Origin of the sequence: Enterobacter sp. BNK-16 (genome assembly GCF_048684955.1) — a bacterium.
Taxonomy (GTDB): Bacteria; Pseudomonadota; Gammaproteobacteria; order Enterobacterales; family Enterobacteriaceae; genus Enterobacter; species Enterobacter bugandensis.
The window spans coordinates 917,498-943,997 of sequence record NZ_JBLQTQ010000001.1; the positions used below are offsets into that span (position 1 = coordinate 917,498).

At 55.5% G+C, this 26,500-nt stretch carries 19 protein-coding genes, 4 tRNA genes and 2 pseudogenes; 5 read left to right on the top strand and 20 right to left on the bottom strand.

The genetic code is table 11. The features are described 5' to 3' along the window. Positions 1-128: 128 nt before the first annotated feature. Positions 129-1,339, top strand: a pseudogene (locus ACMGGH_RS04430) (MFS transporter). Positions 1,340-1,846: 507 nt separating this feature from the next. Here ACMGGH_RS04430 and ACMGGH_RS04435 read toward each other — a convergent pair. The 17 genes from ACMGGH_RS04435 to trxA form a co-directional block, all read right to left on the bottom strand. Beyond that, a tRNA-Pro gene (locus tag ACMGGH_RS04435) sits at positions 1,847-1,923 on the bottom strand. 46 nt (positions 1,924-1,969) lie between these two features. Then, positions 1,970-2,054: transfer RNA gene (locus tag ACMGGH_RS04440), tRNA-Leu, on the bottom strand. A 21-nt stretch (positions 2,055-2,075) separates the two neighbouring features. Beyond that, positions 2,076-2,151: transfer RNA gene (locus ACMGGH_RS04445), tRNA-His, on the bottom strand. A gap of 68 nt (positions 2,152-2,219) precedes the next feature. Further along, positions 2,220-2,296, bottom strand: a tRNA-Arg gene (locus ACMGGH_RS04450). 102 nt (positions 2,297-2,398) lie between these two features. Then, positions 2,399-3,784 (bottom strand): bifunctional threonine/serine APC transporter ThrP, encoded by a 1,386-nt coding sequence (thrP, locus tag ACMGGH_RS04455; RefSeq protein ID WP_028014804.1) that lies wholly within the window; start codon positions 3,782-3,784, stop codon positions 2,399-2,401. Between the two features lie 197 nt (positions 3,785-3,981). Beyond that, entirely contained in the window at positions 3,982-4,722 is a 741-nt protein-coding gene (wecG, locus tag ACMGGH_RS04460; protein ID WP_193052954.1) for a lipopolysaccharide N-acetylmannosaminouronosyltransferase, read from the bottom strand. Between the two features lie 12 nt (positions 4,723-4,734). Continuing rightward, positions 4,735-6,087 (bottom strand): ECA oligosaccharide polymerase, encoded by a 1,353-nt coding sequence (gene wzyE / locus ACMGGH_RS04465; RefSeq protein ID WP_232949152.1) that lies wholly within the window; start codon positions 6,085-6,087, stop codon positions 4,735-4,737. Beyond that, entirely contained in the window at positions 6,084-7,163 is a 1,080-nt protein-coding gene (locus ACMGGH_RS04470; RefSeq protein WP_232949151.1) for a TDP-N-acetylfucosamine:lipid II N-acetylfucosaminyltransferase, read from the bottom strand. Before ACMGGH_RS04470 ends, wzyE begins: the two co-directional genes overlap by 4 nt. After that, a complete protein-coding gene (gene wzxE, locus ACMGGH_RS04475) occupies positions 7,160-8,410 on the bottom strand; it encodes a lipid III flippase WzxE (protein ID WP_045260999.1) in 1,251 nt (416 codons plus the stop codon). Before wzxE ends, ACMGGH_RS04470 begins: the two co-directional genes overlap by 4 nt. A 1-nt stretch (position 8,411) precedes the next feature. After that, complete coding sequence (rffA, locus tag ACMGGH_RS04480) at positions 8,412-9,542, bottom strand: dTDP-4-amino-4,6-dideoxygalactose transaminase (RefSeq protein WP_041911819.1); 1,131 nt, start codon at positions 9,540-9,542, stop codon at positions 8,412-8,414. 4 nt (positions 9,543-9,546) lie between these two features. Beyond that, a complete protein-coding gene (gene rffC, locus ACMGGH_RS04485) occupies positions 9,547-10,224 on the bottom strand; it encodes a dTDP-4-amino-4,6-dideoxy-D-galactose acyltransferase (RefSeq protein ID WP_049138385.1) in 678 nt (225 codons plus the stop codon). Beyond that, a complete protein-coding gene (gene wecC / locus ACMGGH_RS04490) occupies positions 10,221-11,483 on the bottom strand; it encodes a UDP-N-acetyl-D-mannosamine dehydrogenase (protein WP_232949150.1) in 1,263 nt (420 codons plus the stop codon). The genes rffC and wecC overlap by 4 nt, the downstream gene beginning before the upstream one ends. Next, positions 11,480-12,610 (bottom strand): non-hydrolyzing UDP-N-acetylglucosamine 2-epimerase, encoded by a 1,131-nt coding sequence (gene wecB, locus ACMGGH_RS04495; protein WP_028014812.1) that lies wholly within the window; start codon positions 12,608-12,610, stop codon positions 11,480-11,482. The genes wecC and wecB overlap by 4 nt, the downstream gene beginning before the upstream one ends. 56 nt (positions 12,611-12,666) lie before the next feature. Beyond that, on the bottom strand, positions 12,667-13,713 hold the full coding sequence (gene wzzE / locus ACMGGH_RS04500) for an ECA polysaccharide chain length modulation protein (RefSeq protein ID WP_028014813.1): 1,047 nt from the start codon (positions 13,711-13,713) through the stop codon (positions 12,667-12,669). 13 nt (positions 13,714-13,726) lie between these two features. After that, entirely contained in the window at positions 13,727-14,830 is a 1,104-nt protein-coding gene (gene wecA, locus ACMGGH_RS04505; RefSeq protein ID WP_028014814.1) for a UDP-N-acetylglucosamine--undecaprenyl-phosphate N-acetylglucosaminephosphotransferase, read from the bottom strand. A gap of 241 nt (positions 14,831-15,071) precedes the next feature. Continuing rightward, positions 15,072-16,331 (bottom strand): transcription termination factor Rho, encoded by a 1,260-nt coding sequence (rho, locus tag ACMGGH_RS04510; protein ID WP_008501566.1) that lies wholly within the window; start codon positions 16,329-16,331, stop codon positions 15,072-15,074. A 344-nt stretch (positions 16,332-16,675) separates the two neighbouring features. Then, positions 16,676-17,005: a thioredoxin TrxA gene (gene trxA / locus ACMGGH_RS04515; RefSeq protein ID WP_006179218.1), complete on the bottom strand. Its 330-nt coding sequence runs from the start codon at positions 17,003-17,005 to the stop codon at positions 16,676-16,678. Between the two features lie 144 nt (positions 17,006-17,149). Between trxA and rhlB the strand changes: the two genes are divergently transcribed. Next, complete coding sequence (gene rhlB, locus ACMGGH_RS04520) at positions 17,150-18,418, top strand: ATP-dependent RNA helicase RhlB (protein ID WP_028014815.1); 1,269 nt, start codon at positions 17,150-17,152, stop codon at positions 18,416-18,418. A gap of 6 nt (positions 18,419-18,424) precedes the next feature. Beyond that, positions 18,425-19,909, top strand: coding sequence for a guanosine-5'-triphosphate,3'-diphosphate diphosphatase (gene gppA / locus ACMGGH_RS04525; RefSeq protein WP_041911816.1), 1,485 nt, complete (start codon positions 18,425-18,427; stop codon positions 19,907-19,909). Positions 19,910-19,960: 51 nt separating this feature from the next. Here the strand turns inward: gppA and rep are convergent, their stop codons facing one another. Then, positions 19,961-21,985 carry a DNA helicase Rep gene (gene rep, locus ACMGGH_RS04530; RefSeq protein WP_028014817.1) on the bottom strand — a complete coding sequence of 675 codons (2,025 nt, stop codon included), beginning with the start codon at positions 21,983-21,985 and terminating at the stop codon, positions 19,961-19,963. A gap of 85 nt (positions 21,986-22,070) precedes the next feature. Between rep and ppiC the strand changes: the two genes are divergently transcribed. Continuing rightward, on the top strand, positions 22,071-22,352 hold the full coding sequence (gene ppiC / locus ACMGGH_RS04535) for a peptidylprolyl isomerase PpiC (protein WP_004886861.1): 282 nt from the start codon (positions 22,071-22,073) through the stop codon (positions 22,350-22,352). Positions 22,353-22,438: 86 nt separating this feature from the next. Here ppiC and ilvC read toward each other — a convergent pair. Beyond that, positions 22,439-23,915: pseudogene (gene ilvC, locus ACMGGH_RS04540) on the bottom strand (ketol-acid reductoisomerase). 152 nt (positions 23,916-24,067) lie between these two features. Here ilvC and ilvY point away from each other — a divergent pair. Beyond that, positions 24,068-24,958 carry an HTH-type transcriptional activator IlvY gene (ilvY, locus tag ACMGGH_RS04545; RefSeq protein WP_008501572.1) on the top strand — a complete coding sequence of 297 codons (891 nt, stop codon included), beginning with the start codon at positions 24,068-24,070 and terminating at the stop codon, positions 24,956-24,958. On the opposite strand, the gene ilvA is transcribed toward ilvY, so the two are convergent. Beyond that, positions 24,955-26,499 carry a threonine ammonia-lyase, biosynthetic gene (gene ilvA / locus ACMGGH_RS04550; protein ID WP_032660750.1) on the bottom strand — a complete coding sequence of 515 codons (1,545 nt, stop codon included), beginning with the start codon at positions 26,497-26,499 and terminating at the stop codon, positions 24,955-24,957. The genes ilvY and ilvA overlap by 4 nt on opposite strands. Between the last annotated feature and the right edge of the window lies 1 nt (position 26,500).

Consider the following 26,500-nt stretch of genomic DNA (forward strand, 5'->3'; position numbering starts at 1 on the left):
CTGCTACATTCTTTACACCCACATCTGCAAACGAACCCGCCAATGTAACGAAGTCTTTTCATTAACCTTTTTTCACACACGCGCACTTTCTGCTGCGTGGATTAAATCGTTTTTGAAAGGAAATCTTCATGAACTCGCTTTTGTATGCGCTTATTGAAGCGCTGCGCTGCCACCGCTGGCTGCGCCTGCTTGCCTGTGCTTTTATCTTTTCTTCGCTGGGAAATGGTCTAACCCAGGTCGTGGTCTTTGGTTTACTGTTAGCGTGGTCGGCCCCGCCCGCCCTGCTCACCCTCGCTTTTCTTTTCGCAACGGTTCCGGGATTCATCGGCAGCGCGATCGGCGAAAAGCTGTGCTCGCGCTATTCTCCAGTATTCCTGCTGATACTGACCGAGGGGCTGGGATTGCTCGCCCTGCTCTTCCCCCTGCTCGGTGCGGGTTATCACAGTATTGCCTCGCTACTCGCCGTGCAATCCACCGAAGCGCTGCTCAGCGGGATGAGCTGGCCCGCGCTGACATTGCTCTTTAAACGCGGACTTAGCGAAACAGAGCTGCCTGCTGCGACCTGTCTGGAAAATGTGATTTTTGCTTCTCAGGTGTTATTAGGTACTGGACTGGGCGTGCTGCTGTTTCAGAAGACATCCGTGTTTACCCTGCTGGCCATTGATGCCGCCAGTTTTCTCGGGTCGCTGCTGCTGCTGTGGCTGGCTGGGCGGCGGTTTTCTGCGCCATTGCTACCTCTCCCCGGTGAAGAGGCAGCCCCCGCGCCACTGCGCTGGCGGACGTTGACCGTTCGGCAAAAGCGCAGCCTGCTCATTTTGCCGGCGCTGGCGGCCGTCGGCTCACCGGCTATGGCGCTACTTCCGGCCCTGGCGCAGCAGCTCCATCCTCAGGATGCGGCGGGCCTTGCTCTGCCTCTGCTTTTCGCAAGGAGCATGGGGCAACTTTGCGGCCCCATGCTGCTAAAAAAGAGAGCCTGACGCGCTTTGCCGTCCACACGCCGCGAATCATCGTTTGTCTCGGTATTTTTCTTGCCGCTTATGGAATGCTGCCGTTGTTGTCCGGGTGGATGGCATGTGCGCTGGGGATGATCTTTATCGCGCATCTGGCCTCAAACGTTCTCTTCGCAGCCGGTACGTTTGGCGTACTCAGCAGTTTTCATATCACGCAAACCGCGTCAGCCAGCGGTAAAGCCTGGCGCTGGCAAACGCTCAGCGCCTCGCTTTTCACCGGCATTACAGCGATGGTGGCTGTTGGGCTTGGCTCAGTGCTGGCGCTCTATACGGTCTCGTCAGCCGCCCTGCTGTTGGTCGCCCTGATCATGCGTGGGTATCGGGAATAAGACATAAAAAAAACGCCTGCTATAAAAGCAGGCGTTAAAACAGGTCTGTAAGACAACATATTTGGTGCTTCACTCAACGTTATGTCCATGGTGTCTGATGAGGCCGAAGCGACATCTGTCAGTGGACGATAAGCACCGTAAATGGCTCTGCGTCATTCCTGAGTTTATGAGGCACTAAGGCGAACATAAGAGATGGAATGAGCATCTACGCGTATATTATTGCACGTTACGTGCCAGATTTACACGCAGAACTTTTACATGGCGCAACATTTTAAGATAAAAGGAAATTATGCTGTTAAGTAGCCTCTGAAGCTTCATAGCGTATCGGCAAAAGCAGAAATATGTCGCCAGGAAGTGACAGTAAATCCCATAAATAATTATTTATCTTATTTTCAATGGCTTGCATGTCACTGAATCGCGACAATGATACAGGGTACTTTCTGGAGATAACGACAGGGGAGAAAACTTACAGAAAACAAAAAACCCCGCCGAAGCGGGGTTCAAAATTGGTCGGCGAGAGAGGATTCGAACCTCCGACCCACTGGTCCCAAACCAGTTGCGCTACCAAGCTGCGCTACTCGCCGATGTACTGCTTTTTTGAATTTTTAGTTCAATTCATTTAAAAAGTCGTGGTGCGAGGGGGGGACTCGAACCCCCACATCCTAAGGACACTAACACCTGAAGCTAGCGCGTCTACCAATTCCGCCACCTTCGCAATTCACAACTCTTTCAATAATGGGGTGGCTAATGGGATTCGAACCCACGACAACTGGAATCACAATCCAGGGCTCTACCAACTGAGCTATAGCCACCACTGTATTCTTTCACGCGGTACTGACTACTTCTCAGACCACCGCAGCTCTAGCGCCGGGAACTAAAATGGCGCGCCCGACAGGATTCGAACCTGAGACCTCTGCCTCCGGAGGGCAGCGCTCTATCCAGCTGAGCTACGGGCGCTTAGCGCCGTTGCGGGGCTGGATATTACGTACCTCCGTCCCCGCTGTCTAGTGCTTTTTTGAAAAAAATGCGCGTTTGGTTATGGTTTGCACATTTTGCCGCTTATTCCTCCACTTTCTGCGTAGTGGCACGGCGACCCAGGCCAAAAAGCTTATACGCGACCGTCACTGCCGCCAGGAAGATCAGCCCGACAAACAGCGACATGCGGGTATCTTCATTAAAGTACATTCCAATTAATACGCAAATCAGGAACGCCATCGTCAAATAGTTCGCATACGGGAAAAGGATCGAGCGGAACGGATGGCTGGCGATCGCTTTTTTATGCGCATGGCGAAAACGCAGCTGGCTGATGAGGATAACAAACCACGGCACCATGCCCGGCAGCACGCTGGCGCTGTAGACATAAACAAACACGCGCTGCGGATTAGGGATGATGTAATTCAGGCAGGAGCCAATCAGCAGGATGACAATGGAGACCGCGACGCCCGCTACCGGCACGCCAGCACGTGAGACTTTACTCATTGCCGCAGGCAGCTGGTTATTTTTCGAGAGCGCGTAGAGCATACGGCCACAGCTGTACATCCCGCTGTTACAGCCTGAAAGCGCTGCCGTCAGGACCACAAAGTTGATGATACCCGCTGCTGCTGTAATCCCAATCTTCGCAAAGGTTAATACGAACGGGCTCCCCGTCGTGCCGATTTCGTTCCACGGGAAGATGGTCACAATAACGAAGATTGCGCCCACGTAGAAAATCAGGATGCGCCACAGCACTTTGCCCACCGCGCTACGCAGCGTAACCTGCGGGTTTTTCGCTTCCCCGGCGGTAATCCCGATCAGTTCCACGCCCTGATACGAGGCCACAACAATACACAGCGCCGTCAGGAAGCCCTTCCAGCCGCCGGCGAAGAAGCCGCCGTGTTCAGTCAGGTTGCCAAAGCCGATGGCGTGTCCGCCGTTGCCAAAGCCATAGAAAATAACGCCCAGGCCAATAACAATCATCACGATGATGGTGGTTACTTTGATCATCGCAAACCAGAACTCGATTTCACCGTAAAGGCGCACGGCGGCCAGGTTTGCCAGCGCCACCAGCCCCACGGCAATGAGTGCCGGTATCCACTGGACCATGTCCGGGAACCAGAACTGGACATAAACCCCTATGGCGGTGATTTCAGAGATGCCCACCGCCATCCACATAAACCAGTATGACCAGGCCGTCAGGTAGCCGAAGAACGGGCTCATATAACGGTGTGCGTAAACGGCGAAGGAACCGGTCACCGGCTCCAGAAAGAGCATTTCGCCCATTGAGCGCATGATGAAGAAAACAAACAGCCCGGCGATGATATACGCCAGTAATACGGAAGGGCCTGCCCATTTGAGGGTGCTTGCGGAGCCCATAAACAGGCCAACGCCGATAGTGCCGCCCAGCGCTATCAGTTCGATATGACGAGCTTCCAGCCCACGCTGTAGCTCCGGTTGTTTCTCTGCCATAGATCCTCGATTGTGTTTGCTGTTTCCCGGCTTAATACCGGTTATTGTTTTTTAGGGGTACTAAAATACGGTGCGAATGGTTTCTTAAAATCGGCCAAATGGCAAACGATGCATTAAAAAAATGAATGCATTGCACAAATTATCAGCAGTTTTGCAGGTGAGTTGCAGCGCGAACAGCATATCGCGCTACATTTTGATTACATTTTACCGGTATAGTGCCAGGTGAGGTAGCGAAGCAGTCGAATCTGTCGTTTAATGCGGGTGGGTTGGGAGAGCAGGCGGTAGAGCCACTCCAGCCCCATATTTTGCCAAATCTTCGGCGCGCGCTTCACGTGGCCGGTAAAGACATCGTAGGTGCCGCCGACGCCCATATAAAGCGCATCCGGGCTGACCATGCGGCAGTCGCGCATCAGGATCTCCTGGCGCGGGGACCCCATCGCCACGGTGACGATTTTTGCCCCACTGTCGCGCACGCGGGCAAACAAAGCCTGGTGGTCTTCAGGCTTGAAGTAACCATTCTGGCTACCAACAATATTAACATTCCATTGACGACGCAGTTTCTCTTCAGTCTCGGCCAGCACCTCAGGCTTACCGCCAATCAGGAACACCGGCGTGCCCTCCGCGCCAGCGCGAGCCATAAGCTGCTCCCAGAGATCGGCACCCGCCACGCGAGATACATTAGCGTCAGGATATTTTTTACGGATAGAGCGGACCACGCTGATTCCGTCCGCGTATTTAAATTCAGCCGCTTCTATCAGGCTTTTGACTTCGGCGTTATCTTCCACCGCCAGCATCTTTTCCGCATTGATAGCGACCAGCGTACCGGATTTCATCTGCCCGTCGGCGAACAGAAAATCCAGCGCGTGCTGCATGTCGCGCCAGCCAATCAGCTGCAAACCACGAAGCGCATAGCGCGGTGCAGAAGTTTTATCAGTCATTACTTTCCCTACTCAGACTTGCGACAGCGTTGTGCTGCCCTGTGGCTCGCGCTTGTGCACAAGCCCTGCGCTGTCGAACAGCCAGTACAACAGTTTGGCCAGTAACAGGCAGATGCCAAAAACGACCATGAAGAACACCACGCGCGAAACGAACGAGTCCAGCCCCTCGCGCGCCAGAACGATCATATTGAAAATGGCACCAAAGCAGAAACTGTGCAAAATGGCCGCTTTATAGCGGTTGGTCTCTTCGTTACCGCGCACGTAAAGCCAGTCAAACCACTTAATAATCAACCCTACGACAAACGCGCCCGGCAGGATAAACCAGCCTCCCCCCATCACCACCAGGGAACCAATCAAGGTTGGCGAGATCGCCAGGCCCGAATGGTTGTTCAGCACTTCCCAGGTAAAATAGTTCGCGGTATTGAGTACTACGCCAGGGCGGTCCGGCCAGAGCCAGCTCGGGATAAAGACGTAGAAATCGCGCACAATCGGCGCCAGCCCCTGGAAATCAATCTTGTCGTAGTTTTGCAGCAACAATGCCAGGTTTTCCCACGGCGAGAAGGTGTCGCGCGTCAGGTAGAGGAACGTGTAAAACGCCTCGTCGCCCGCCACGTTCATCCCGTAGCGCTTCAGCGCCAGCCAGAACATCCCCACAATGCCAAATACCCCTGCCGCAACCAGCATCCACAGCGAGATCCAGCCGCGGATGATGCCGATGAACAGGAAGATAGCGAAAGCGATGATAATGTTGGCACGCGTACCGCCCACGATCATGTAGGTCAGGATACCGAACGCAACCGTACTGACCAGGAAGAACAGCCATGCCTTGCTGTCCTGGCGAAGGAAGAAGATCACCAGCATCGCCGGGATGAAGAAATAGAAGAATCGCTTAAGCGCCACGCCTGAGACTTCAGCCGAAAAAATCTGGCTGTAGGAGTGGAGCTTAAACAGCAGGAAGCCGTTATGCATGAAGAAGATGCCGACGCTGACCAGGGCGATGGTCATGAGCATCACCCACGTCAGATGGGTCTCCACCCGGTTCATGGTAAAGAGCGCCCGACGCGGGGCAGCGGTCTGCGCTGGTCGCAGACGCGTTTTATAGGTGACGTAGTAAACACCATAGAAGCAGGTCGCCGCCAGCAGGGCCTGGAGAAGAATTTCCGGCGGCGCGACGCTCACGTCAAAACGGAAGACCAGAATGCTGGTCAGCGGGAAGCCGAAGAAGAAGGTCAGCAGAAACAGCAACGAGAAGAATACGTTAAAGTTGAAGCGCACCCGGCGGAACTCAAACCAGGTGAGCGTGGCGATAAATAGCGTGCTCAGAAGCCAGACAACCAGTAAGCCGCTAAACTGCAACTGACTCATGCGTTGTCTCCTGAAGCGATACGCAGCGCGCTGTGCCACGGCGTGAGGTAATTCGGGCTGAAAAAGTCGATGCTATTTTTATCCACCAGCGTGAGCTGGCGTTGTGCTTCACGTACCACTTCGACATTCAGCGCGTCTGAGGTGAACAACACCGGAATATGCTGCTCGGCCATGTCCTGCCAGAACGGGTTTTCACGATTAAGCACGCACGGTACACCCGCCTGAATCAGCAGACACAGCGTACCAATCCCCTGCTGGCGAGCAAAGATGAAATAGCCCAGATCACATTTTCGCAGCAGCGCAAGATAGTCATCAAACTCCAGCTTTTCGCTGAGAATGTGCAGATTTTCTTCGCTGAATAACGCAAGCCCCTGCTGGCGAACCTCATCAATGTAGGCGTCGTTGTTGGCCGGATAACCCATCGGCACCACCACGTTCACCGTGTCGCCAAACTGCTGGTGTACTGCCCGGAGCGCGGCGACATGTTCGTTACTGCGGTCGCCGGAATTCCCCACCAGCACCGTCAGCTTGCCTTCGCGAACCGCGTCATTCGCCATGGTGTTCAGCGCCGGATCCATACGGGTTGGGAAATAGAGTAGCTCACCGCGCACGTTAGGGTGCTGCTTCGCAAAATAATTCAGATCGCCACGGGTGGCAAAAACGCGGCCCACCCTTCCCTGCGCCATGCGACGCAGCGGATAGAAAAGACGGAATTTCCAGCCGCGCGAGACTTCGTAGAGATCGGCTCCCCAGATATGCCAGCTGCACTGGGAGGGTTTAATTCCCCCGCTGAGCAGAGCCAGCCACAGGCCGGTATTGAACTGCCCGTGGAAAAAGAAACGTTGCTCACGATCCGCTTTGGCTTTGGCAATAACCGCCTTCGCCAGGGTAGCTTTATCCGGCCAGAAGGTGATTGTCAGCGCCGGAAACGCCGCGCTCAGGCCATTATCCTGACCTGCAACCATAAACTCGCGCGCATCAGGATTGCCCGATGCCAGCTCGTCGTTGAAGAACCGCAAAACGGTCTGGTTATGGTGTGGGATATCCGATCCCAGGATGTGAATCAGTGCAGTCATGCGCGTTTACGCCACAATAAAAATACGCCGCAGCAGGCAGCGAAATAAACGATATAGGTTGCCATGTAGGCCTGAGCCGCCCCCAGCGCACCGTGCGCGGGTATCAGCCAGTGCGAAAATGCTGTCAGCAATGCAAACTGGCTAACCTCCGCGAGGATATACAGCCGCAGCGAGGCTTTCGCAATCACCAGATAGCCGAAAACGTAAGCACCCACTTTCAGCACATCACCCACCAGTTGCCAGGCAAAAAGATCGCGCATGGCGGTAAACTTCGCCGAGAACAGCAGCCAGATGGCGACATCACGCAATAACCAGACGGTCAAACTGGCCGCCGCCACTGCGGGTAATACAAAACGCAGGGAGCGGAAAATTTCGCGGGTAATATCCTGCCTGGACGTCAGACGCGATAAGGTTGGCAGCAAATAAACGCTAAAGGAAGCCGTTATAAACTGGAGGTAAGCATCGGAAATACTGCTTACGCCCTGCCAGATCCCTACCTCATCCCAGCTGTAATGCGCCGCCAGCAGGTTTCGCATCATCACGTAGGCCACCGGCAGCGTGACGGAAGTAATGAGCGCCATCAGGGTAAATTTACCCAGCTGGCTGGCAAGCACCTTGTCCCATTGCGGTTTCAGGTAGCTCAGAGGGATAACGCCCTGGCGCATCAGCATGAACGCCGCAGGCACAACAACCAGTGCCGGAACCAGCGCCAGCCCAAGCAGTGCGCCTTCATAGCCACCCAGGCGGTAGCAGAAATAATAGGCAATCACGCCGATGACGCTACCCAGGATGAGCGCAAGCGCGTTCCCGGCAGCATCGCGAAAACCTTTCATCAGCGCCAGCAGCAGGTTGGCCCAGGCAATGCCCATCTGGACCAGCGCGACCAGACGCACCAGCCCCTGGTAATGGGTGTGCCCGAACAATCCCTGGCTAATGGGCGCTGCGGCCAGCAGAAACACAATCGCCAGCAGGGTCGAAAAGCCCGTGACCATTGCCGACGCGGTGCCCACTACCCTGCGAAGCTGGGCCGCATCATCATGATACTGAGCAACGTATTTGGTTACGCCGTTGAAGATTCCGGCACCGGCCAGCACCCCAAGGACGGTAACAAGCTGGCGGAAGTTGCCCGCCAGCCCGACGCCTGAGGGGCCGAATGAGACGGCCAGCAGCTTGACGACCAGCAGTCCGGCACCAATTTTTACAAGCGTGGACGCGGCGGTCCACACCGATGCTTTTGCCAGAGACATATCAGCCGAAATAGCTCAGAAGGGTATTGATCACCGTACGCTGGTTAACTGGCGCGAGGTTGAAGAACAGTGGCAGGCGAAGCAAACGCTCACTTTCTTTCGTGGTGTAACGGTCTTCACCTGCGAACATCCCAAACGCTTCGCCCGCCGGGCTGGAGTGCAGCGGAATATAGTGAAAGACCGCCATAATTTCGGCTTCTTTAAGCCAGGCGATGAGCTGGCTGCGATCGTCGTTATCGCGCAGCTTGATGTAAAACATGTGGGCGTTGTGGACGCAATCGGCCGGAATGGTTGGCAGCTCAATGCGACCGGCTTTTGCCAGCGGCTCAAGCGCATCGTAATAGGTTTGCCACAGGGACAGGCGCTGGAGATTAATTCGCTCTGCCGCTTCCAGCTGTGCCCACAGGTACGCTGCCTGCAGGTCGGCCATCAGATAGCTTGAGCCGATATCGCGCCAGGTGTACTTATCAACCTGACCGCGGAAGAATTGGCTGCGGTTGGTGCCTTTTTCACGGATCACTTCCGCACGCTCAACCAGGGCACGATCGTTAATCAGCGTCGCACCGCCCTCACCGCCGGCAGTGTAGTTTTTCGTTTCGTGGAAGCTGAAGCAGCCGATGTGGCCGATAGTGCCCAGCGCGCGCCCCTTGTAGGTGGACATCACGCCCTGCGCGGCATCTTCTACCACAAACAGGTTGTGCTTTTTGGCGATTGCCATGATGGTGTCCATTTCACAGGCCACGCCCGCGTAGTGAACTGGCACAATCGCACGTGTTTTGTCGGTGATCGCCGCTTCTATCAGCGTCTCATCAATGTTCATGGTGTCCGGGCGGATATCCACAAAGACGATTTTCGCTCCGCGCAGGACAAATGCATTCGCGGTAGAGACGAAGGTATAGCTCGGCATGATCACTTCATCACCGGGCTGGATATCCAGCAGCAGGGCCGCCATTTCCAGCGATGCCGTGCAGGACGGGGTCAGCAGCACTTTAGCACTGCGAAAACGCTGCTCCATCCACTGCTGACAGCGACGGGTAAAACCGCCGTCACCGCAGAGTTTGCCGCTGCCCATGGCAGACTGCATATAGTCGAGCTCGGTTCCCACGACGGGTGGTGCGTTAAATGGAATCATCTTGTCACCTGTATAACCAGTAGGCGGTGGCGTCGATGTTGGCACCACTCGCAATGTAACGTTTAAGCGCGGCGGTGTTGCCCACCTGGGTCGCCACCCGCAGCGTCTCAACCTGCTGCAGCTGCGCCCAGTGCAGCGCCGCCTGCATGAGTTTCTCTCCCATGCCGCGCCCGGCTAATAAGCCAATACGCGCCTCGCGCTCGTTAAGCTTGCGCAGCGAGACAAATCCCTGAATCTGGCCGTTCGCTGCACGGAAAATCAGGCAGACGTGGTCAAAGGTACCTTTGACCGCATTCTCTACCCACTGGGCATAGAAACGTCCGCTATCGTCAGGCGCATACCAGGGCGTGCGAAAGCGGCTTTGCGCAAACGCCCGGGCCGCCATCTGGCGCAGCACAGGAATGTCCTGTTCCGTTGCAATTTCCGCGCCGGACGCATCGTGCCGGGTGAGGGTGATGGAAAGGTCTACCTCGCCTTCAACCAGTTGAAAACCGTGTTGCTGGAGCGCGTCAAGCAGGTCGGCACGGTCCGCCGGGATCTTAGCCTGCACGCGCTGCCAGGCGCTGAAGTCCACTTCCTGCAGGGCGGGCGCATTCTCGCGCCAGCGGACTATCGCCGAGGGGCGGGCAAAAAATGCGCTTTCCCACTCAAGGGATTCCAGCACGCCGTGGAGTGCACTCAACGCCAGACGCCTTTGGTATCAACCACATACTGTTGACGCACCGCGTCACCAGGCGTGGCTTTAAACTCTTTATGGTCCACCAGCAGCACCAGCACGTCCGCCGTCGCCAGCGCGTCATTGAGTGCCGTCAGCGTGCAGTGCCCCGCCAGTTTTGCCGGCAGTTCATGAATATTTGGCTCGACCACCAGCGTTTCGCCCTTATGCCATTCGGCAATCATCTCAGCAATTTCCATCGCCGGGCTTTCGCGCAGATCGTCAATATTGGGTTTGAATGCCAGACCAAAGCAGGCAATTTTCAGCTCGCTGGCGCGCTTGCCGCTCTCTGCCAGACAATCCGCTACCGTCGCTTTAACCTGGTTGAGCACCCAGTGAGGTTTGCTATCGTTCACTTCACGCGCGGTGCGAATCAGGCGCGCCTGCGCCGGGTTCTGCGCCACGATAAACCACGGGTCGACGGCGATACAGTGACCGCCCACCCCTGGGCCAGGCTGGAGAATGTTGACGCGCGGATGGCGATTCGCCAGGCGGATTAACTCCCAGACGTTAATCCCCTGATCGGCACAGATCAGCGACAGTTCGTTTGCGAAGGCGATGTTAACGTCACGGAAGCTGTTTTCCGTCAGCTTGCACATCTCGGCGGTGCGGGAGTTGGTTACCACGCATTCGCCTTCCAGGAAAATCTTGTACAGCGCGCTGGCGCGTTCAGAACAGACCGGCGTCATGCCGCCTATCACCCGGTCGTTTTTAATCAGTTCGACCATCACCTGCCCCGGCAGCACGCGCTCCGGGCAGTAGGCGATGTTGATATCCGCCTGCTCACCGGCCTGCTGCGGGAAGCGTAAATCAGGACGCGCATCGGCCAGCCACTGCGCCATCTGCTCGGTAGCGCCGACGGGAGAAGTCGACTCCAGAATTACCAGCGCCCCTTTCTTCAGCACGGGGGCAATAGATTTTGCCGCCGCCTCGACGTAGACCATATCGGGCTCGTGGTCGCCTTTAAAGGGCGTTGGAACGGCAATCAGGTAGGCATCCGCTTCCACTGGCGTCGTGCTGGCGCGCAGGAAGCCGCCATCAACCGCCTCTTTCACCACGCGGTCAAGATCGGGCTCCACAATATGAATTTCGCCACGATTAATGGTTTCTACCGCACGTGCGTTGATATCCACACCAACAACCTGCTTTTGACGGGAGGCGAATGCCGCCGCAGTAGGCAGGCCAATGTAGCCAAGACCAATGACAGAGATGGTAGTAAAACTCATAGCGATACCCGATTGTGTTTAAGTGCTTGCAAAATACGGCCACAAGCCTGCCCATCTCCGTAGGGATTGTGGGCCCGGCTCATCGCCTGATACGCTTCATCGTCGTGTAGCAGCCGCGTGACCTCTTCGACGATGAGCTGTGCGTTGGTGCCGACAAGACGCACTGTCCCGGCTTTAACCGCTTCCGGACGTTCAGTGGTTTCACGCATCACCAGCACCGGCTTGCCAAGAGAGGGCGCTTCTTCCTGAATCCCACCGGAATCGGTGAGGATCAGCCAGGCGTGGTTCATCAGCCAGACAAACGGCATGTAGTCCTGCGGTTCAATCAGCAGGACGTTTTCGACGTGGCCCAGGATGCGGTTGACCGGCTCGCTGACGTTAGGGTTAAGGTGTACCGGATAGACAATTTGCACATCGTCGTTCTGCGCGGCGATTTCAGCCAGCGCGTGACAGATTTGCTCAAAGCCCCGACCAAAGCTTTCGCGACGGTGGCCAGTGACCAGAATGGTTTTTTTGCCGTTATTCAGGAAAGGATAGCGGGCAGCGAGTTCTTTCTGCAGATCGCTGTTTGCCAGCACGCGATCGCGTACCCAAATCAACGCGTCAATGACCGTATTGCCGGTAACAAAGATGTTGTTATCGGCGACATTTTCACGCAGCAGGTTCTGGCGAGAGTTCTCGGTTGGCGCAAAATGGTACATCGCCAGATGCCCGGTAAGCGTACGGTTGGCCTCTTCCGGCCATGGAGAATAAAGATTGCCGGTGCGCAGGCCCGCTTCAACATGGCCGACGGGAATACGCTGGTAAAACGCGGCCAGGCTTGTTGCCATCGTCGTCGTGGTATCCCCGTGCACCAGCACGACGTCGGGCTTGAATGACTCCAGGATCGGCTTGAGATCCTGCAGAATGCGGCAGGTTATTTCCGTCAATCCCTGTCCCGGCTTCATAATATTAAGGTCGTAATCCGGGACGATGGAAAAGAGGGTTAGGACCTGATCGAGCATCTCACGGTGCTGGGCCGTGACGCAGACCTTCGCTTCAATATCAGGATCGCTGGCCAGCGCATGAACCAGAGGCGCCATCTTAATGGCCTCCGGCCTGGTGCCAAATACGGTAAGTACTTTCACATCGATTCTCTTCGATTAGGCGATGAAGGCCGCAGCCTTCATCGTAAACGGCGTTCTTAGTTTGTACGACGACGCGTTAACGCCACGCCAGCACCAACGAGTGCGCCCACAATCCCCCACATGATCATCAGGAATGCGCGGCGCGGACTATCGCGTTTTACAGGTTCTTCAGGCGTTCTCAAATAACGATAGGTCTGAAAACGCGGATCCAGCGATGGGCCGACATTAAGCGTATTGAGCATCGCGCGATTTTGGTCGTAATCGAGGTCAAAATCAGGCCCAACGGCCTGCAGGTTTTCCAGACGCGCCTGCAGCATAGGACGACCAAGAAGGAACATTTCAGAATCAGGCAATTCATCAGCCGGAACATCCGTCTCAGTGCGGGAAATGTTGTGCTGTTCCGCAATTTTCAGCGCCTGCTGAATGTTATGCACGCGGCGCGCAAAAATGGCGTTTGCCACCTCTTCCTGACGTTTGACCTGCGCCTTCATCTGGATAGTGCGCGCTGCCCAGGCGCCTTTAAGCTCTTCATTCAGATGGCTGGCGGCACGCTGGCTGGCAAACGCGACGTACTGGCGCAACAGGTTGTTTGCATCCGGCGCGGTTTCGGCAATCAGCTTGACGCTGTCGTTGACGTTACGCAGCACGTCGCCTGGCATGAACTGAATATTGTTAATCAGATCGTCCAGCAGCGCGGCATCGGCTTTGGTGTTATCAACCCGACGCTGCTTGAAGTAATCCGTCTGGGACCAGAAATCGCGGCGCGTATCCCACGAGGCCAGCTGCATCACAAACTCTTTGTAGGCCTCATCCATAACGGAAGCCTGGTCCGGGGTGGCAAGGCTGGCTTTAATATCCAGGTTTCGCAGGAACTGCTGCTGGGAGTAGTACCCCCCGAGCATGTTAACCGTGGGTCTGTCCGTGATTGCCGTGGCGCTCCACTCCTGTTTTGCAAAGAACGTGTAGGCTAGCGCTAACAATGCAAACCCCAGCGCGATCCCCACAATCCAAAGTTTGCCTGCCCATAACACGCGAAACAAACCCCGAATGTCCAGTTCATTCTCTGTTACCACTGATTTCGCTCCCGCCAACGGTTGAGTCATCATAGTCCCGGTTTTACTTAGTTAATGTTGTGTTTTTGCTACTGTTACGTCGCATCCTGCGCTTAATACGTTTAATGAATCGCGCCACCTTCCATGCGCGCTTAATGCAGTAGCCGTAGAGAGAAAATGCTAGCAAGAACAATACCAACATGGCCCACTCAGGCACAAAGTGCGTATATTCCGCCGTCACGCCAATCCCCGCTAGAATAGCAGCCGCCAGCGTAATAAGCACAAATGCCTGCCGGGAAGTGAATCCGGCTCGCATGATCAAATGATGAATGTGCTGACGGTCAGCAGAGAATGGACTCATTCCTTTACGCAGGCGGCGATACATAATCGCAACCATATCCATTAAGGGGATGGCAATAATCCATAGCGCCGTTACCGGGCTGATGGGATGCACATCGCCCTGAGTAGTTTCCAGCAAGATCCAAATGACGGTAAAGCCGATAAGCGTGCTACCCGCATCGCCCATGAAGACTTTATAGCGTCGGCCCAATGCGCCGAGATTTAACAGGATATAAGGCAGGATGGCAGCAATCATGGCGAAACACCACATAGCAAGGCTATATTGCCCATCGAACCATAAAATGAAACCAATGGCGGCAAATGAGACGCAGGACAGGCCACCAAGCAAACCATCAATACCGTCAACCATGTTGAACGCGTTAATCGCCACCCACACGGCAAAAAGTGTCAGGAAATAGCCGAATGGGCCGAGTTCCATCTCCCAGGCCCCGAAAATATAGCCCAGGCTACTCAGGTGCAACTTAGCAAACACCATCATTGCAATAGCGACAGCTGCCTGAACGAAAGCGCGGATTTTGACGCTGATGTCGTATCTATCGTCCAGCGCACCAATCACAACAAGAACTGTTGAGCATATGAGATAAAGCCTGGCATGCGGAATATAGTAATCTGCAATAGCAAAAGTGAAGCAGATCCCCGCAAAAACAGAGATGCCACCGACCAGAGGGATCATGCCTTGATGACGTTTACGGAAGTTGGGTTTATCCACTAAGCCCAGATATTTTGCAACCTTACGTGCCAGAAACAAAAAGCAGGTGGTAAACAAGAAAATACTGGTTAGTTCAGTAAACGTATCAAGTAGGTTCACAATGGATGTTCTCAACAAATGTTAGTCAAGGAAGTATAACCATCAAGGGGCCGCGCCTGAAGTTATAAAGCAAACCTCTTACAATTCCATTTGTTTATTATTCAAGCTATTAATGTTTTTACTGTGCGAATTATCTTATTGTCGCACTGACCGGTCAAAATTGGGAGTAGGCGATACTAGCGTATAGTCCATAAAAGAAAAACGCCACGTAAAAACGTGGCGTTCGCTGGCTTTATTTACGTTACGAGCGCTTCATCATGTCGAAGAAATCGTCGTTGGTTTTGGTCATCGCCAGTTTGTTAATGAGGAACTCCATCGCGTCAATTTCACCCATTGGATGGATGATTTTGCGCAGGATCCACATTTTCTGCAGCTCTTCCTGCGTGGTGAGCAGCTCTTCCTTACGGGTACCGGAACGGTTGTAATCGATAGCCGGGAAGACGCGTTTTTCAGCGATCTTACGAGAGAGGTGCAGTTCCATGTTACCTGTACCTTTAAACTCTTCGTAGATAACCTCGTCCATTTTGGAGCCGGTATCGATCAGCGCCGTTGCGATGATGGTCAGGCTACCGCCCTCTTCCACGTTACGTGCCGCACCGAAGAAGCGTTTTGGACGGTGCAGGGCGTTAGCGTCCACACCACCGGTCAACACTTTACCGGAAGCTGGCACCACGGTGTTGTAGGCACGCGCCAGACGGGTGATAGAGTCAAGCAGGATGATCACGTCTTTCTTGTGCTCTACCAGGCGTTTCGCCTTCTCGATAACCATTTCCGCAACCTGAACGTGGCGAGATGCTGGCTCGTCGAAGGTAGAAGCAACCACTTCACCTTTAACCAGACGCTGCATCTCGGTCACTTCTTCCGGACGTTCGTCAATCAGCAGCACCATCAGCACGCAGTCTGGGTGGTTGTAGGCAATGCTCTGCGCGATGTTCTGCAGCAGCATGGTTTTACCCGCTTTCGGCGGGGCCACAATCAGACCACGCTGGCCGCGACCGATTGGCGATGCCAGATCCAGGACGCGCGCGGTTAAGTCTTCGGTAGAACCGTTACCACGCTCCATGCGCAGGCGAGAGTTCGCGTGCAGAGGCGTTAAGTTCTCAAAGAGGATCTTGTTACGCGAGTTTTCTGGTTTATCGAAGTTAACTTCATTGACTTTCAACAGCGCAAAGTAGCGTTCACCCTCTTTAGGAGGACGAATCTTACCTGAAATGGTGTCACCAGTGCGGAGGTTGAAACGGCGGATTTGGCTGGGGGATACGTAGATGTCGTCAGGGCCGGCGAGGTAGGAGCTGTCTGCAGAGCGGAGGAAACCAAATCCGTCTTGCAATATCTCCAGCACACCGTCGCCAAAGATATCTTCGCCACTCTTAGCGTGCTGCTTCAGGATGGCGAAAATGATGTCCTGCTTGCGCATACGAGCCTGGTTTTCCAGTCCCATATTTTCGCCGAGAGTGATCAGCTCAGAAACCGGCGTATTCTTTAATTCGGTAAGATTCATAATGGTGTGGGTTCTTAAACTCGGAGTGATTCTCGAACTTAATGTTGTGAATGGTATGGCAGGGTCATCCATGCCTGTTTAGCGGCCATCACCTCATGTCTGTTCGCTGTCTGGTCACAGGGAAAGAACGCAGAACTGAAACGACAAGACGGATTGAGTGACAAGCCCGGAATTTAGCCACTTCACGCATTGTTCATGTCAACAAAGGGAAGTATCGGGTAAAACAAGATTCAAACAATAGATATGTTTAAAACGAAGTCATAGCTAACTTAGCACGACTTCAGCCGGGCGTCCAGAGTTCCACATCATTTAGCCGGGGGCTCTGGACGCACAGCGGAGAAACCTTACGCCAGGTTAGCGTCCAGGAACTCTTTCAGCTGACCTTTGGACAGGGCGCCCACTTTGGTCGCCGCCACTTCGCCGTTTTTGAACAGCAGAAGGGTCGGGATGCCACGGATACCGTATTTCGGTGCGGTGCCCGGGTTCTGGTCGATGTTCAGCTTGGCAACCGTCAGTTTGCCCTGATATTCGTCAGCGATCTCATCCAGAATCGGGGCGATCATTTTGCAAGGACCACACCATTCAGCCCAGAAATCGACGAGGATCAGCCCGTCAGCCTTAAGTACGTCCGTGTCAAAACTGTCGTCAGTCAGGTGAATAATTTTATCGCTCATATATAACTCCACAGGAATAAGCCTGGTACGTTGGTTTTGTCTCCACCAACGACGTGTTGATGTCGCATTAACCAACTAAAGGTTGACTTTATTTCACCGGATACGCTTTCGTAAAGCAATAGTAAGCTGATATTCTACCACACTATGAGCAAAACACATTTAACAGAACAGAAGTTTTCCGACTTCGCCCTGCACCCAAAAGTGATCGAAGCCCTTGAAACAAAAGGGTTTCATAACTGCACGCCCATTCAGGCTCTCGCCCTGCCGCTGACGCTGGCCGGTCGCGATGTTGCAGGGCAGGCGCAAACCGGTACCGGCAAAACGATGGCGTTTTTAACGTCAACGTTCCATTATTTACTTTCTCACCCAGCGATTGCAGACCGCAAAGTTAACCAGCCGCGCGCGCTAATTATGGCCCCGACGCGAGAACTGGCGGTACAGATCCATGCAGACGCTGAACCCCTGGCACAGGCTACTGGCCTGAAGCTTGGCCTGGCCTATGGCGGCGACGGCTACGATAAGCAGCTGAAAGTGCTGGAAAGCGGCGTGGATATCCTGATTGGTACCACTGGCCGTCTTATCGACTACGCCAAACAGAACCATATCAACCTCGGCGCCATCCAGGTTGTGGTGCTTGATGAAGCTGACCGCATGTACGATCTGGGCTTCATTAAAGATATCCGCTGGCTGTTCCGCCGCATGCCGCCGGCAAATCAGCGCCTGAACATGCTGTTCTCTGCCACCCTTTCTTATCGCGTACGCGAACTGGCGTTCGAGCAGATGAACAACGCCGAGTATGTGGAAGTGGAGCCGGAGCAGAAAACGGGCCACCGCATTAAAGAAGAGCTCTTCTATCCTTCCAATGAAGAGAAAATGCGTCTGCTGCAAACGTTGATCGAAGAAGAGTGGCCCGATCGCGCCATTATCTTCGCGAACACTAAACACCGCTGTGAAGACATCTGGGGCCATCTGGCTGCCGACGGTCACCGTGTTGGCCTGTTGACCGGCGACGTGGCGCAGAAAAAACGCCTTCGTATCCTCGACGAGTTCACCCGTGGCGATCTTGATATTCTGGTCGCAACCGATGTGGCGGCACGTGGTTTACACATTCCAGCCGTGACGCACGTCTTTAACTACGATCTGCCAGACGACTGCGAAGACTACGTACACCGTATCGGTCGTACTGGTCGTGCGGGCGCAAGCGGTCACTCGATTAGCCTTGCGTGTGAAGAGTATGCGCTGAATCTTCCAGCCATTGAGACCTACATCGGTCACTCTATTCCGCAGAGTAAATACAATCCGGAAGCGCTGTTAAGCGAACTGCCGCCGCCTAAGCGTCTTTCCCGCCCGCGCTCCGGCAATGGTCCGCGTCGTTCAGGCGGCGCACCGCGTAATCGTCGTCGTTCAGGTTAATACATTATGCTCAGCTCCACCTCGCTCTATGCGGCAATTGATCTCGGTTCGAATAGTTTTCATATGCTGGTTGTGCGTGAGGTGGCGGGAAGCATACAAACGCTGACGCGCATTAAGCGCAAGGTCCGCCTCGCGGCGGGCCTGAGCAGCGATAATTACCTCTCACCTGAAGCCATGGAACGTGGCTGGCAGTGCCTGCGGCTCTTTGCTGAGCGTCTGCAGGATATCCCGCATGCTCAAATCACCGTTGTCGCCACAGCGACGCTCAGACTGGCGGTTAACGCCGTAGATTTTATTGCCAAAGCGCAGGAAATTCTGGGGTGTCCGGTTCAGGTTATCAGCGGTGAAGAAGAAGCACGCCTGATCTACCAGGGCGTTGCCCACACCACCGGGGGTGACGATCGCCGTCTGGTGGTGGATATCGGCGGTGCCAGTACCGAACTGGTAACCGGCACCGGCGCGCAGGCGACGTCGCTGTTCAGCCTGTCGATGGGCTGCGTAACCTGGCTTGAACGTTACTTTACTGACCGGAATCTGGGTAAAGAGAACTTCGACGAGGCGGAAAACGCCGCGCGCGCAGTGCTACGCCCGGTAATGGACGAACTGCGCTATCACGGCTGGAAAGTCTGCGTCGGGGCTTCGGGTACCGTGCAGGCCCTGCAGGAAATCATGATGGCGCAGGGCATGGACGAGCGGATCACGCTTGCCAAACTTCAGCAGCTTAAACAGCGTGCCATTCAGTGCGGACGTCTGGAAGAGCTGGAAATTGAAGGCCTGACGCTGGAACGTGCCCTGGTTTTCCCAAGCGGACTGGCCATTCTGATCGCCATATTCACCGAACTGAATATCCAGTGTATGACTCTGGCCGGCGGCGCACTGCGCGAAGGTCTGGTCTACGGGATGCTGCATCTGTCGGTGGATCAGGACATCCGCAACCGTACGCTGCGCAACGTCCAGCGTCGTTTTCTGGTTGATATCGATCAGGCTGGCCGCGTATCACAGCTGGCATCACGCTTTGCCGACCAGGTCGCTAACGCCTGGGATCTTGATCATCTGAGCCGCGATTTATTGCTGAGCGCCTGTGCGCTGCACGAGGTGGGGCTCAGTATAGATTTTAAGCAGGCACCTGCTCACGCAGCGTATCTGGTGCGCAACCTGGATTTGCCGGGCTACACGCCCGCACAGAAAAAGCTGCTGGCAACGCTACTGCTAAACCAGACCAACGCCGTCGATCTCTCCTCTTTGCATCAGCAAAATGCCGTACCGCCGCGCGTGGCCGAGCATCTGTGTCGCCTGCTGCGTCTGGCAATTCTGTTTGCCAGCCGCCGCCGCGATGATTTGTTACCCGCCATTAATCTGCTAGCCGATGATGAGAAGCTGACGCTGACGCTGCCGGAAAACTGGATTGAGAATCACCCGCTTGGGGCAGAGATGATCGATCAGGAGTGCCAGTGGCAGAGCTATGTGCACTGGGTGCTTGAGGTGAAGTAATACGCTGAACACTGCTGGGTGGCGGCTTCGCCTTACCCGGCCTACTCATCATTATCCCTTCTCTTTGGCTTTTGCCAGCATGGCGCGAATGTTCGCCACGTTAGCCTGCCCTTTGTGCATCCGCTCTTCCGCGGTAATCACTTTGCGCTCCTGTTCCCAGATCAGATCGTCCTGCGGCAGTTCCAGCAGGAAACGGCTGGGTTCCGGGCGCACGAGTTCACCGTACTGACGGCGCTCTTTACAGAGCGTGAACGTCAGCTCCTTTTGCGCGCGGGTGATCCCCACGTAGGCCAGACGGCGCTCCTCGTCGACATTATCTTCATCAATGCTGCTCTGGTGCGGCAATAAACCTTCTTCCATACCGACCAGATACACATACGGGAACTCCAGCCCTTTTGACGCATGCAGCGTCATCAGCTGAACCTGGTCGGCCTCTTCTTCGCTCTCGCCGCGCTCCATCATGTCGCGCAGGGTAAAGCGGGTGACCACCTGCGTTAACGTCATCGGCTCATCTATCTCAGAGCCTTCCAGCATTTCGGTCATCCAGCTAAAAAGCTGGTTAACGTTTTTCATACGCATTTCTGCCGCTTTCGGGCTGGCAGAGGTTTCGTACAGCCAGGATTCGTAGTCAATGCCGTGGATCAGATCGCGTACCGCCGCCACGGGCTCGCGCTCAGCCAGGCGCTGCACTTCACCCAGCCAGTGGGTGAAGCGGGTTAAATTATCATACCCGCGCCCCGTCAGCGTCTGGCTCAGCCCCATATCAAAGCTGGCGGTAAACAGGCTCTTATTGCGGGTCATCGCCCATTCGCCCAGCTTTTGCAGCGTCGCCGGACCAATCTCGCGCTTTGGTGTATTCACGATGCGCAGAAACGCGCTGTCGTCATCCGGGTTCGTAAGCACGCGCAGATAGGCCAGCAGATCTTTAATTTCTGGCCGCGAGAAGAACGAAGTGCCGCCGGAAATTTTGTACGGAATGCGGTTCTGCATCAGCATCTTTTCAAAGACGCGCGACTGGTGATTGCCGCGATAGAGGATCGCGTAATCCTTGTATTCGGTTTTATTGACGAAGTGGTGGGCGATCAGTTCGCCCGTCACGCGCTCCGCCTCATGCTCTTCATTATTGGCGCTGAGCACCTTCAGCTCCGTACCGTAGCCAAGTTCGGAGAAGAGACGCTTTTCAAAAACGTGCGGGTTATTGGCAATCAGGATGTTTGCCGCCTTCAGGATGCGCCCGGAGGAACGGTAGTTCTGCTCCAGCTTAATCACCTGCAGCGCGGGGAAATCTTTGCTCAGAAGCACCAGGTTTTGCGGGCGTGCGCCGCGCCAGGAGTAAATTGACTGGTCATCATCGCCAACCACGGTGAAGCGCGCGCGCTGCCCCACCAGCAGCTTCACCAGCTCGTACTGGCTGGTGTTGGTGTCCTGATATTCATCCACCAGCAGGTAGCGGATTTTATTCTGCCAGCGCTCGCGCACCTCTTCATTTCGCTGTAAAAGCAGCGTCGGCAAGAGGATCAGATCGTCGAAGTCCAGCACGTTGCACGCTTTCATGTGCGCGTCGTACAGACCATAGCAGTGGGCAAAGATCCGATCCCGTTCGCCTTTGGCGATCGCCGCAGCCTGGGCCGGGGTCATCAGATCGTTTTTCCAGTTTGAGATCGTTGAGATCAGCTGCTGCAACAGCACCTTATCATCCTCGATCAGCCCCTCGGTGAGCTCTTTGAGCAACGCCACCTGGTCGGTGTCATCGAACAGCGAAAAGTTGGATTTCATCCCCAGCGCGGCGTATTCACGTTTAATGATATCCAGCCCCAGCGTGTGGAAGGTAGAGATCATCAGCCCGCGCGCCTCTTTGCGCCCCAGCGTCTGGCCAACACGCTCTTTCATCTCGCGCGCCGCTTTGTTGGTAAAGGTAACCGCCGCAATGTGGCGGGCCTGATAGCCGCAGCCGCGGATCAGGTGCGCAATCTTATTGGTGATGACGCGCGTTTTACCGGATCCTGCGCCCGCCAGCACCAGACACGGTCCGGTTACAAATTCGACGGCTTGTTGTTGTCCGGGATTTAGACGCATAAATGATCGCTCAATGAAAGTCAGGAGGGGAGAATAACAGCGTGGTAGTATAGCGAGCCTAATCCATACCACTCAAGGCACGATCATGGCAAAAACAGCAGCAGCACTGCATATTCTTGTTAAAGAAGAGAAACTGGCTCTGGATCTTCTGGAGCAGATCAAAAACGGCGCCGACTTCGGCAAGCTGGCGAAGAAGCACTCTATTTGCCCGTCAGGCAAGCGTGGCGGCGATTTAGGCGAATTCCGTCAGGGCCAGATGGTTCCGGCGTTCGATAAAGTGGTCTTCTCCTGCCCGGTGCTGGAGCCAACCGGTCCGCTGCATACCCAGTTCGGTTATCACATTATTAAAGTGCTGTATCGCAAATAAAAAAGCCGGGTGGCGGCTGCGCCTTACCCGGCCTACATCTTACGTTTTTGTAGGTCGGGTAAGCGAAGCGCCACCCGACAAGGTTGTTAACCTGCTACAGCAATACGTTTCATATCGGTCATGTAGCCACGCAGTTTGTGGCCCACTTTCTCGATCTGGTGGCTGCGAATCGCTTCGTTTACGTCGCGCAGCTGCGCGTTATCCACGGCACCTTCCGCAATCGCTTTGCCCAGATCGCCCGTCTGCAGTGTGGTCATGAACTCTTTCAGCAGCGGTACGCAGGCATAAGAGAACAGATAGTTACCGTATTCTGCGGTATCAGAGATAACCACGTTCATTTCGTACAGACGCTTACGGGCGATGGTGTTCGCGATCAGCGGCAGCTCGTGCAGAGATTCGTAGTACGCAGACTCTTCGATGATGCCGGAATCCACCATAGTTTCGAACGCCAGCTCAACGCCTGCTTTCACCATCGCAATCATCAGTACGCCTTTATCGAAGTACTCCTGCTCGCCGATTTTACCTTCATACTGAGGCGCGGTTTCGAACGCGGTTTTACCGGTCTCTTCACGCCAGGTCAGCAGTTTCTTGTCGTCGTTGGCCCAGTCCGCCATCATGCCGGAAGAGAATTCGCCGGAGATGATGTCGTCCATATGTTTCAGGAACAGCGGCGCCATAATGGTTTTCAGCTGTTCAGACAACGCGTAAGCACGCAGTTTTGCCGGGTTGGACAGGCGGTCCATCATCAGCGTAATGCCGCCCTGCTTCAGCGCTTCGGTGATGGTTTCCCAGCCGAACTGAATCAGTTTTTCTGCGTATGCCGGGTCGGTACCTTCTTCCACCAGCTTGTCGAAGCAAAGCAGAGAACCCGCCTGCAGCATGCCGCACAGAATGGTCTGCTCGCCCATCAGGTCAGATTTCACTTCCGCAACGAAGGAAGATTCCAGCACGCCAGCGCGGTGACCGCCGGTCGCCGCAGCCCAGGCTTTGGCAATCGCCATGCCTTCGCCTTTCGGATCGTTTTCCGGGTGAACTGCGATAAGCGTCGGCACGCCGAAGCCACGCTTGTACTCTTCACGCACTTCGGTACCCGGGCACTTCGGCGCCACCATCACTACGGTGATGTCTTTACGGATCTGCTCGCCCACTTCAACGATGTTGAAGCCGTGGGAGTAACCCAGCGCGGCGCCGTCTTTCATCAGCGGCTGTACGGAACGCACCACGTCAGAGTGCTGCTTGTCCGGCGTCAGGTTAACGACCAGGTCCGCCTGCGGGATCAGCTCTTCATAGGTACCCACTTTGAAGCCGTTTTCAGTCGCTTTACGCCATGAAGCGCGCTTCTCGGCAATCGCTTCTTTACGCAGGGCGTAAGAGATATCCAGACCGGAGTCACGCATGTTCAGGCCCTGGTTCAGACCCTGGGCGCCACCAGCCGACGATGACCACTTTTTTACCCTGAAGGTAGCTTGCGCCATCGGCAAATTCATCGCGCGCCATGAAGCGGCATTTGCCCAGCTGCGCCAGCTGCTGGCGCAAGTTCAGTGTATTAAAGTAGTTAGCCATGGGTGATACCTCGTGATGTTGTGTGTCTTATTGTTCGGGTCGCGTTTCAGCGAGAATGTACCCACATTACAACAGGAAATTTATTGCGGAAATTGATATATTCACAACGTCACATTGCAATTTTTGCAATGTAAAAAGAGGGAGTGGAATCGGTGGATTTACGCGATCTAAAAATGTTCCTGCACCTGGCGGAAAGCCGTCACTTTGGCCGCAGCGCCCGGGCGATGCACGTCAGCCCGTCCACGCTTTCGCGCCAGATCCAGCGCCTTGAGGAAGACCTCGGCCAGCCGCTTTTCGTGCGCGATAACCGTACCGTTACCCTCACGGAAGCGGGCGAAGAGCTGCGCATTTTTGCCCAGCAGACGCTGTTACAGTACCAGCAGCTGCGGCACTCTATTGATCAGCAGGGGCCATCACTCTCCGGTGAGCTGCATATTTTTTGCTCCGTGACCGCCGCCTACAGCCATCTGCCCCCCATCCTTGACCGCTTCCGCGCAGCGCATCCGTCGGTTGAAATTAAGCTCACCACCGGCGACGCCGCCGACGCAATGGAAAAAGTGGTGACCGGCGAAGCGGATCTGGCCATTGCCGGAAAACCCGAAACCCTGCCGGGCGCGGTGGCGTTCTCGATGCTGGAGAATCTGGCGGTGGTGCTGATTGCCCCGGCGCTGCCCTGCCCGGTGCGTAATCAGGTATCGGTAGAAAAACCGGACTGGTCGACGGTGCCGTTTATCATGGCCGATCAGGGGCCGGTGCGCCGCCGCATCGAGCTGTGGTTCCGCCGTCAGAAAATCAGCAATCCGTCGATTTACGCCACCGTTAGCGGTCATGAGGCGATGGTGTCGATGGTGGCGCTCGGCTGCGGCGTGGCGCTGCTGCCGGAAGTGGTGCTGGAAAACAGCCCGGAACCGGTGCGCAACCGCGTGATGATTTTAGAACGCAGCGACGAGAAGACGCCGTTTGAGCTAGGCGTGTGCGCACAAAAAAAGCGGCTGCATGAGCCGCTTATTGATGCGTTCTGGACGATATTGCCGAACCACTAGCCAGCCAGAAAGAACCTGAACGCCGGGTTATGGGTTTCGTCGTGGCACTCATAGCCCAGCTCGTTCAGCCGCGTTTCGAAATCCGGCTCGTGCTCGCCCAGCTCGAACGCCGCCAGCACGCGCCCGTAGTCGGTGCCGTGGCTGCGGTAGTGGAACAGAGAAATGTTCCAGTGCGTGCCCAACGTGTGCAGGAACTTGAGCAACGCGCCCGGTGATTCCGGGAACTCGAAGCTGAACAGGCGTTCCTGGAGCGGCTTTGAGGGACGACCGCCAACCATGTAACGCACGTGCAGCTTCGCCATTTCATCGTCGGACAGATCGACCACGCTGTAGCCGCCATCGTGCAGCAGGCTGAGGATCTCTTTACGTTCCTCCACGCCCCGGCTCAGACGCACGCCGACAAAAATGCAGGCATCTTTCGCATCGGCAAAGCGGTAGTTGAACTCCGTTACCGAACGTCCCCCCAGAAGCTGGCAGAACTTGAGGAAGCTGCCCTTCTCTTCCGGGATGGTCACCGCCAGCAGCGCTTCACGCTGTTCGCCCAACTCGCAGCGCTCGGAAACGTAGCGCAGGCCGTGGAAGTTCACGTTCGCACCAGAGAGCACGTGCGCCAGCCGCTCGCCGCGAATGTTGTGCTGGGCGATGTATTTTTTCATCCCCGCCAGCGCCAGCGCGCCGGACGGCTCCGCCACCGCACGTACATCTTCGAACAGATCTTTCATTGCCGCGCAAATGGCGTCGCTGTCGACGGTGACGATATCGTCCAGATACTCCTGGCACAGACGGAACGTTTCATCGCCAATGCGCTTCACCGCCACGCCCTCGGCAAACAGCCCAACGCGCGGCAGGTCTACCGGATGACCGGCGTCCAGCGCCGCCTTCAGGCAGGCAGAGTCTTCCGCCTCAACGGCGATGACTTTGATCTGCGGCATAAGCTGTTTAATCAGCACCGCCACGCCTGCCGCAAGCCCGCCGCCGCCCACCGGGACGAAGACGCGGTCGAGATGGGCATCCTGCTGCAACAGCTCAAGCGCCAGCGTGCCCTGCCCGGCAATCACCATCGGGTGATCGAACGGCGGCACCCAGGTAAAGCCCTGCTGCTGCGCCAGCTCAATCGCTTTGGCTTTGGCTTCGTCAAAATTCGCGCCGTGGAGCAGCACTTCTCCGCCAAAACCGCGCACCGCGTCGACTTTGATGTCGGCGGTAGCAACCGGCATCACGATCAGCGCTTTCAGACCCAGACGGGCCGAGGAGAAGGCAACGCCCTGGGCGTGGTTGCCCGCCGACGCGGTAATGACGCCGCGCGCTTTCTGCTCATCCGTCAGCCCGGCCATCATCGCGTAGGCACCGCGCAGCTTGAAGCTGTGCACCGGCTGGCGGTCTTCGCGCTTAACCAGAATGACGTTGTCGAGGCGCGAGGAGAGTTTTTCCATTTTTTGCAGGGGCGTGACCTGCACAGCTTCATAGACCGGCGCGCGTAGCACCGCTCTCAGGTATTCCGCCCCCTCAGGGGCGGCGGATAAGGGTTGTGACTCGGCCATC

Bases quoted from the DNA above. Each gene is read 5' to 3' on its own strand.
- rffA (WP_041911819.1), bottom strand. From the start codon at position 9,542: ATGATTCCATTTAACGCACCACCCGTCGTGGGAACCGAGCTCGACTAT.
- thrP (WP_028014804.1), bottom strand. From the start codon at position 3,784: ATGGCAGAGAAACAACCGGAGCTACAGCGTGGGCTGGAAGCTCGTCAT.
- wzxE (WP_045260999.1), bottom strand. From the start codon at position 8,410: ATGTCTCTGGCAAAAGCATCGGTGTGGACCGCCGCGTCCACGCTTGTA.
- trxA (WP_006179218.1), bottom strand. From the start codon at position 17,005: ATGAGCGATAAAATTATTCACCTGACTGACGACAGTTTTGACACGGAC.
- wecC (WP_232949150.1), bottom strand. From the start codon at position 11,483: ATGAGTTTTACTACCATCTCTGTCATTGGTCTTGGCTACATTGGCCTG.
- ACMGGH_RS04470 (WP_232949151.1), bottom strand. From the start codon at position 7,163: ATGACTGCACTGATTCACATCCTGGGATCGGATATCCCACACCATAAC.
- rep (WP_028014817.1), bottom strand. From the start codon at position 21,985: ATGCGTCTAAATCCCGGACAACAACAAGCCGTCGAATTTGTAACCGGA.
- ilvA (WP_032660750.1), bottom strand. From the start codon at position 26,499: ATGGCCGAGTCACAACCCTTATCCGCCGCCCCTGAGGGGGCGGAATAC.
- wzyE (WP_232949152.1), bottom strand. From the start codon at position 6,087: ATGAGTCAGTTGCAGTTTAGCGGCTTACTGGTTGTCTGGCTTCTGAGC.
- rho (WP_008501566.1), bottom strand. From the start codon at position 16,331: ATGAATCTTACCGAATTAAAGAATACGCCGGTTTCTGAGCTGATCACT.
- rhlB (WP_028014815.1), top strand. From the start codon at position 17,150: ATGAGCAAAACACATTTAACAGAACAGAAGTTTTCCGACTTCGCCCTG.
- wzzE (WP_028014813.1), bottom strand. From the start codon at position 13,713: ATGACTCAACCGTTGGCGGGAGCGAAATCAGTGGTAACAGAGAATGAA.
- wecG (WP_193052954.1), bottom strand. From the start codon at position 4,722: ATGACTGATAAAACTTCTGCACCGCGCTATGCGCTTCGTGGTTTGCAG.
- gppA (WP_041911816.1), top strand. From the start codon at position 18,425: ATGCTCAGCTCCACCTCGCTCTATGCGGCAATTGATCTCGGTTCGAAT.
- ppiC (WP_004886861.1), top strand. From the start codon at position 22,071: ATGGCAAAAACAGCAGCAGCACTGCATATTCTTGTTAAAGAAGAGAAA.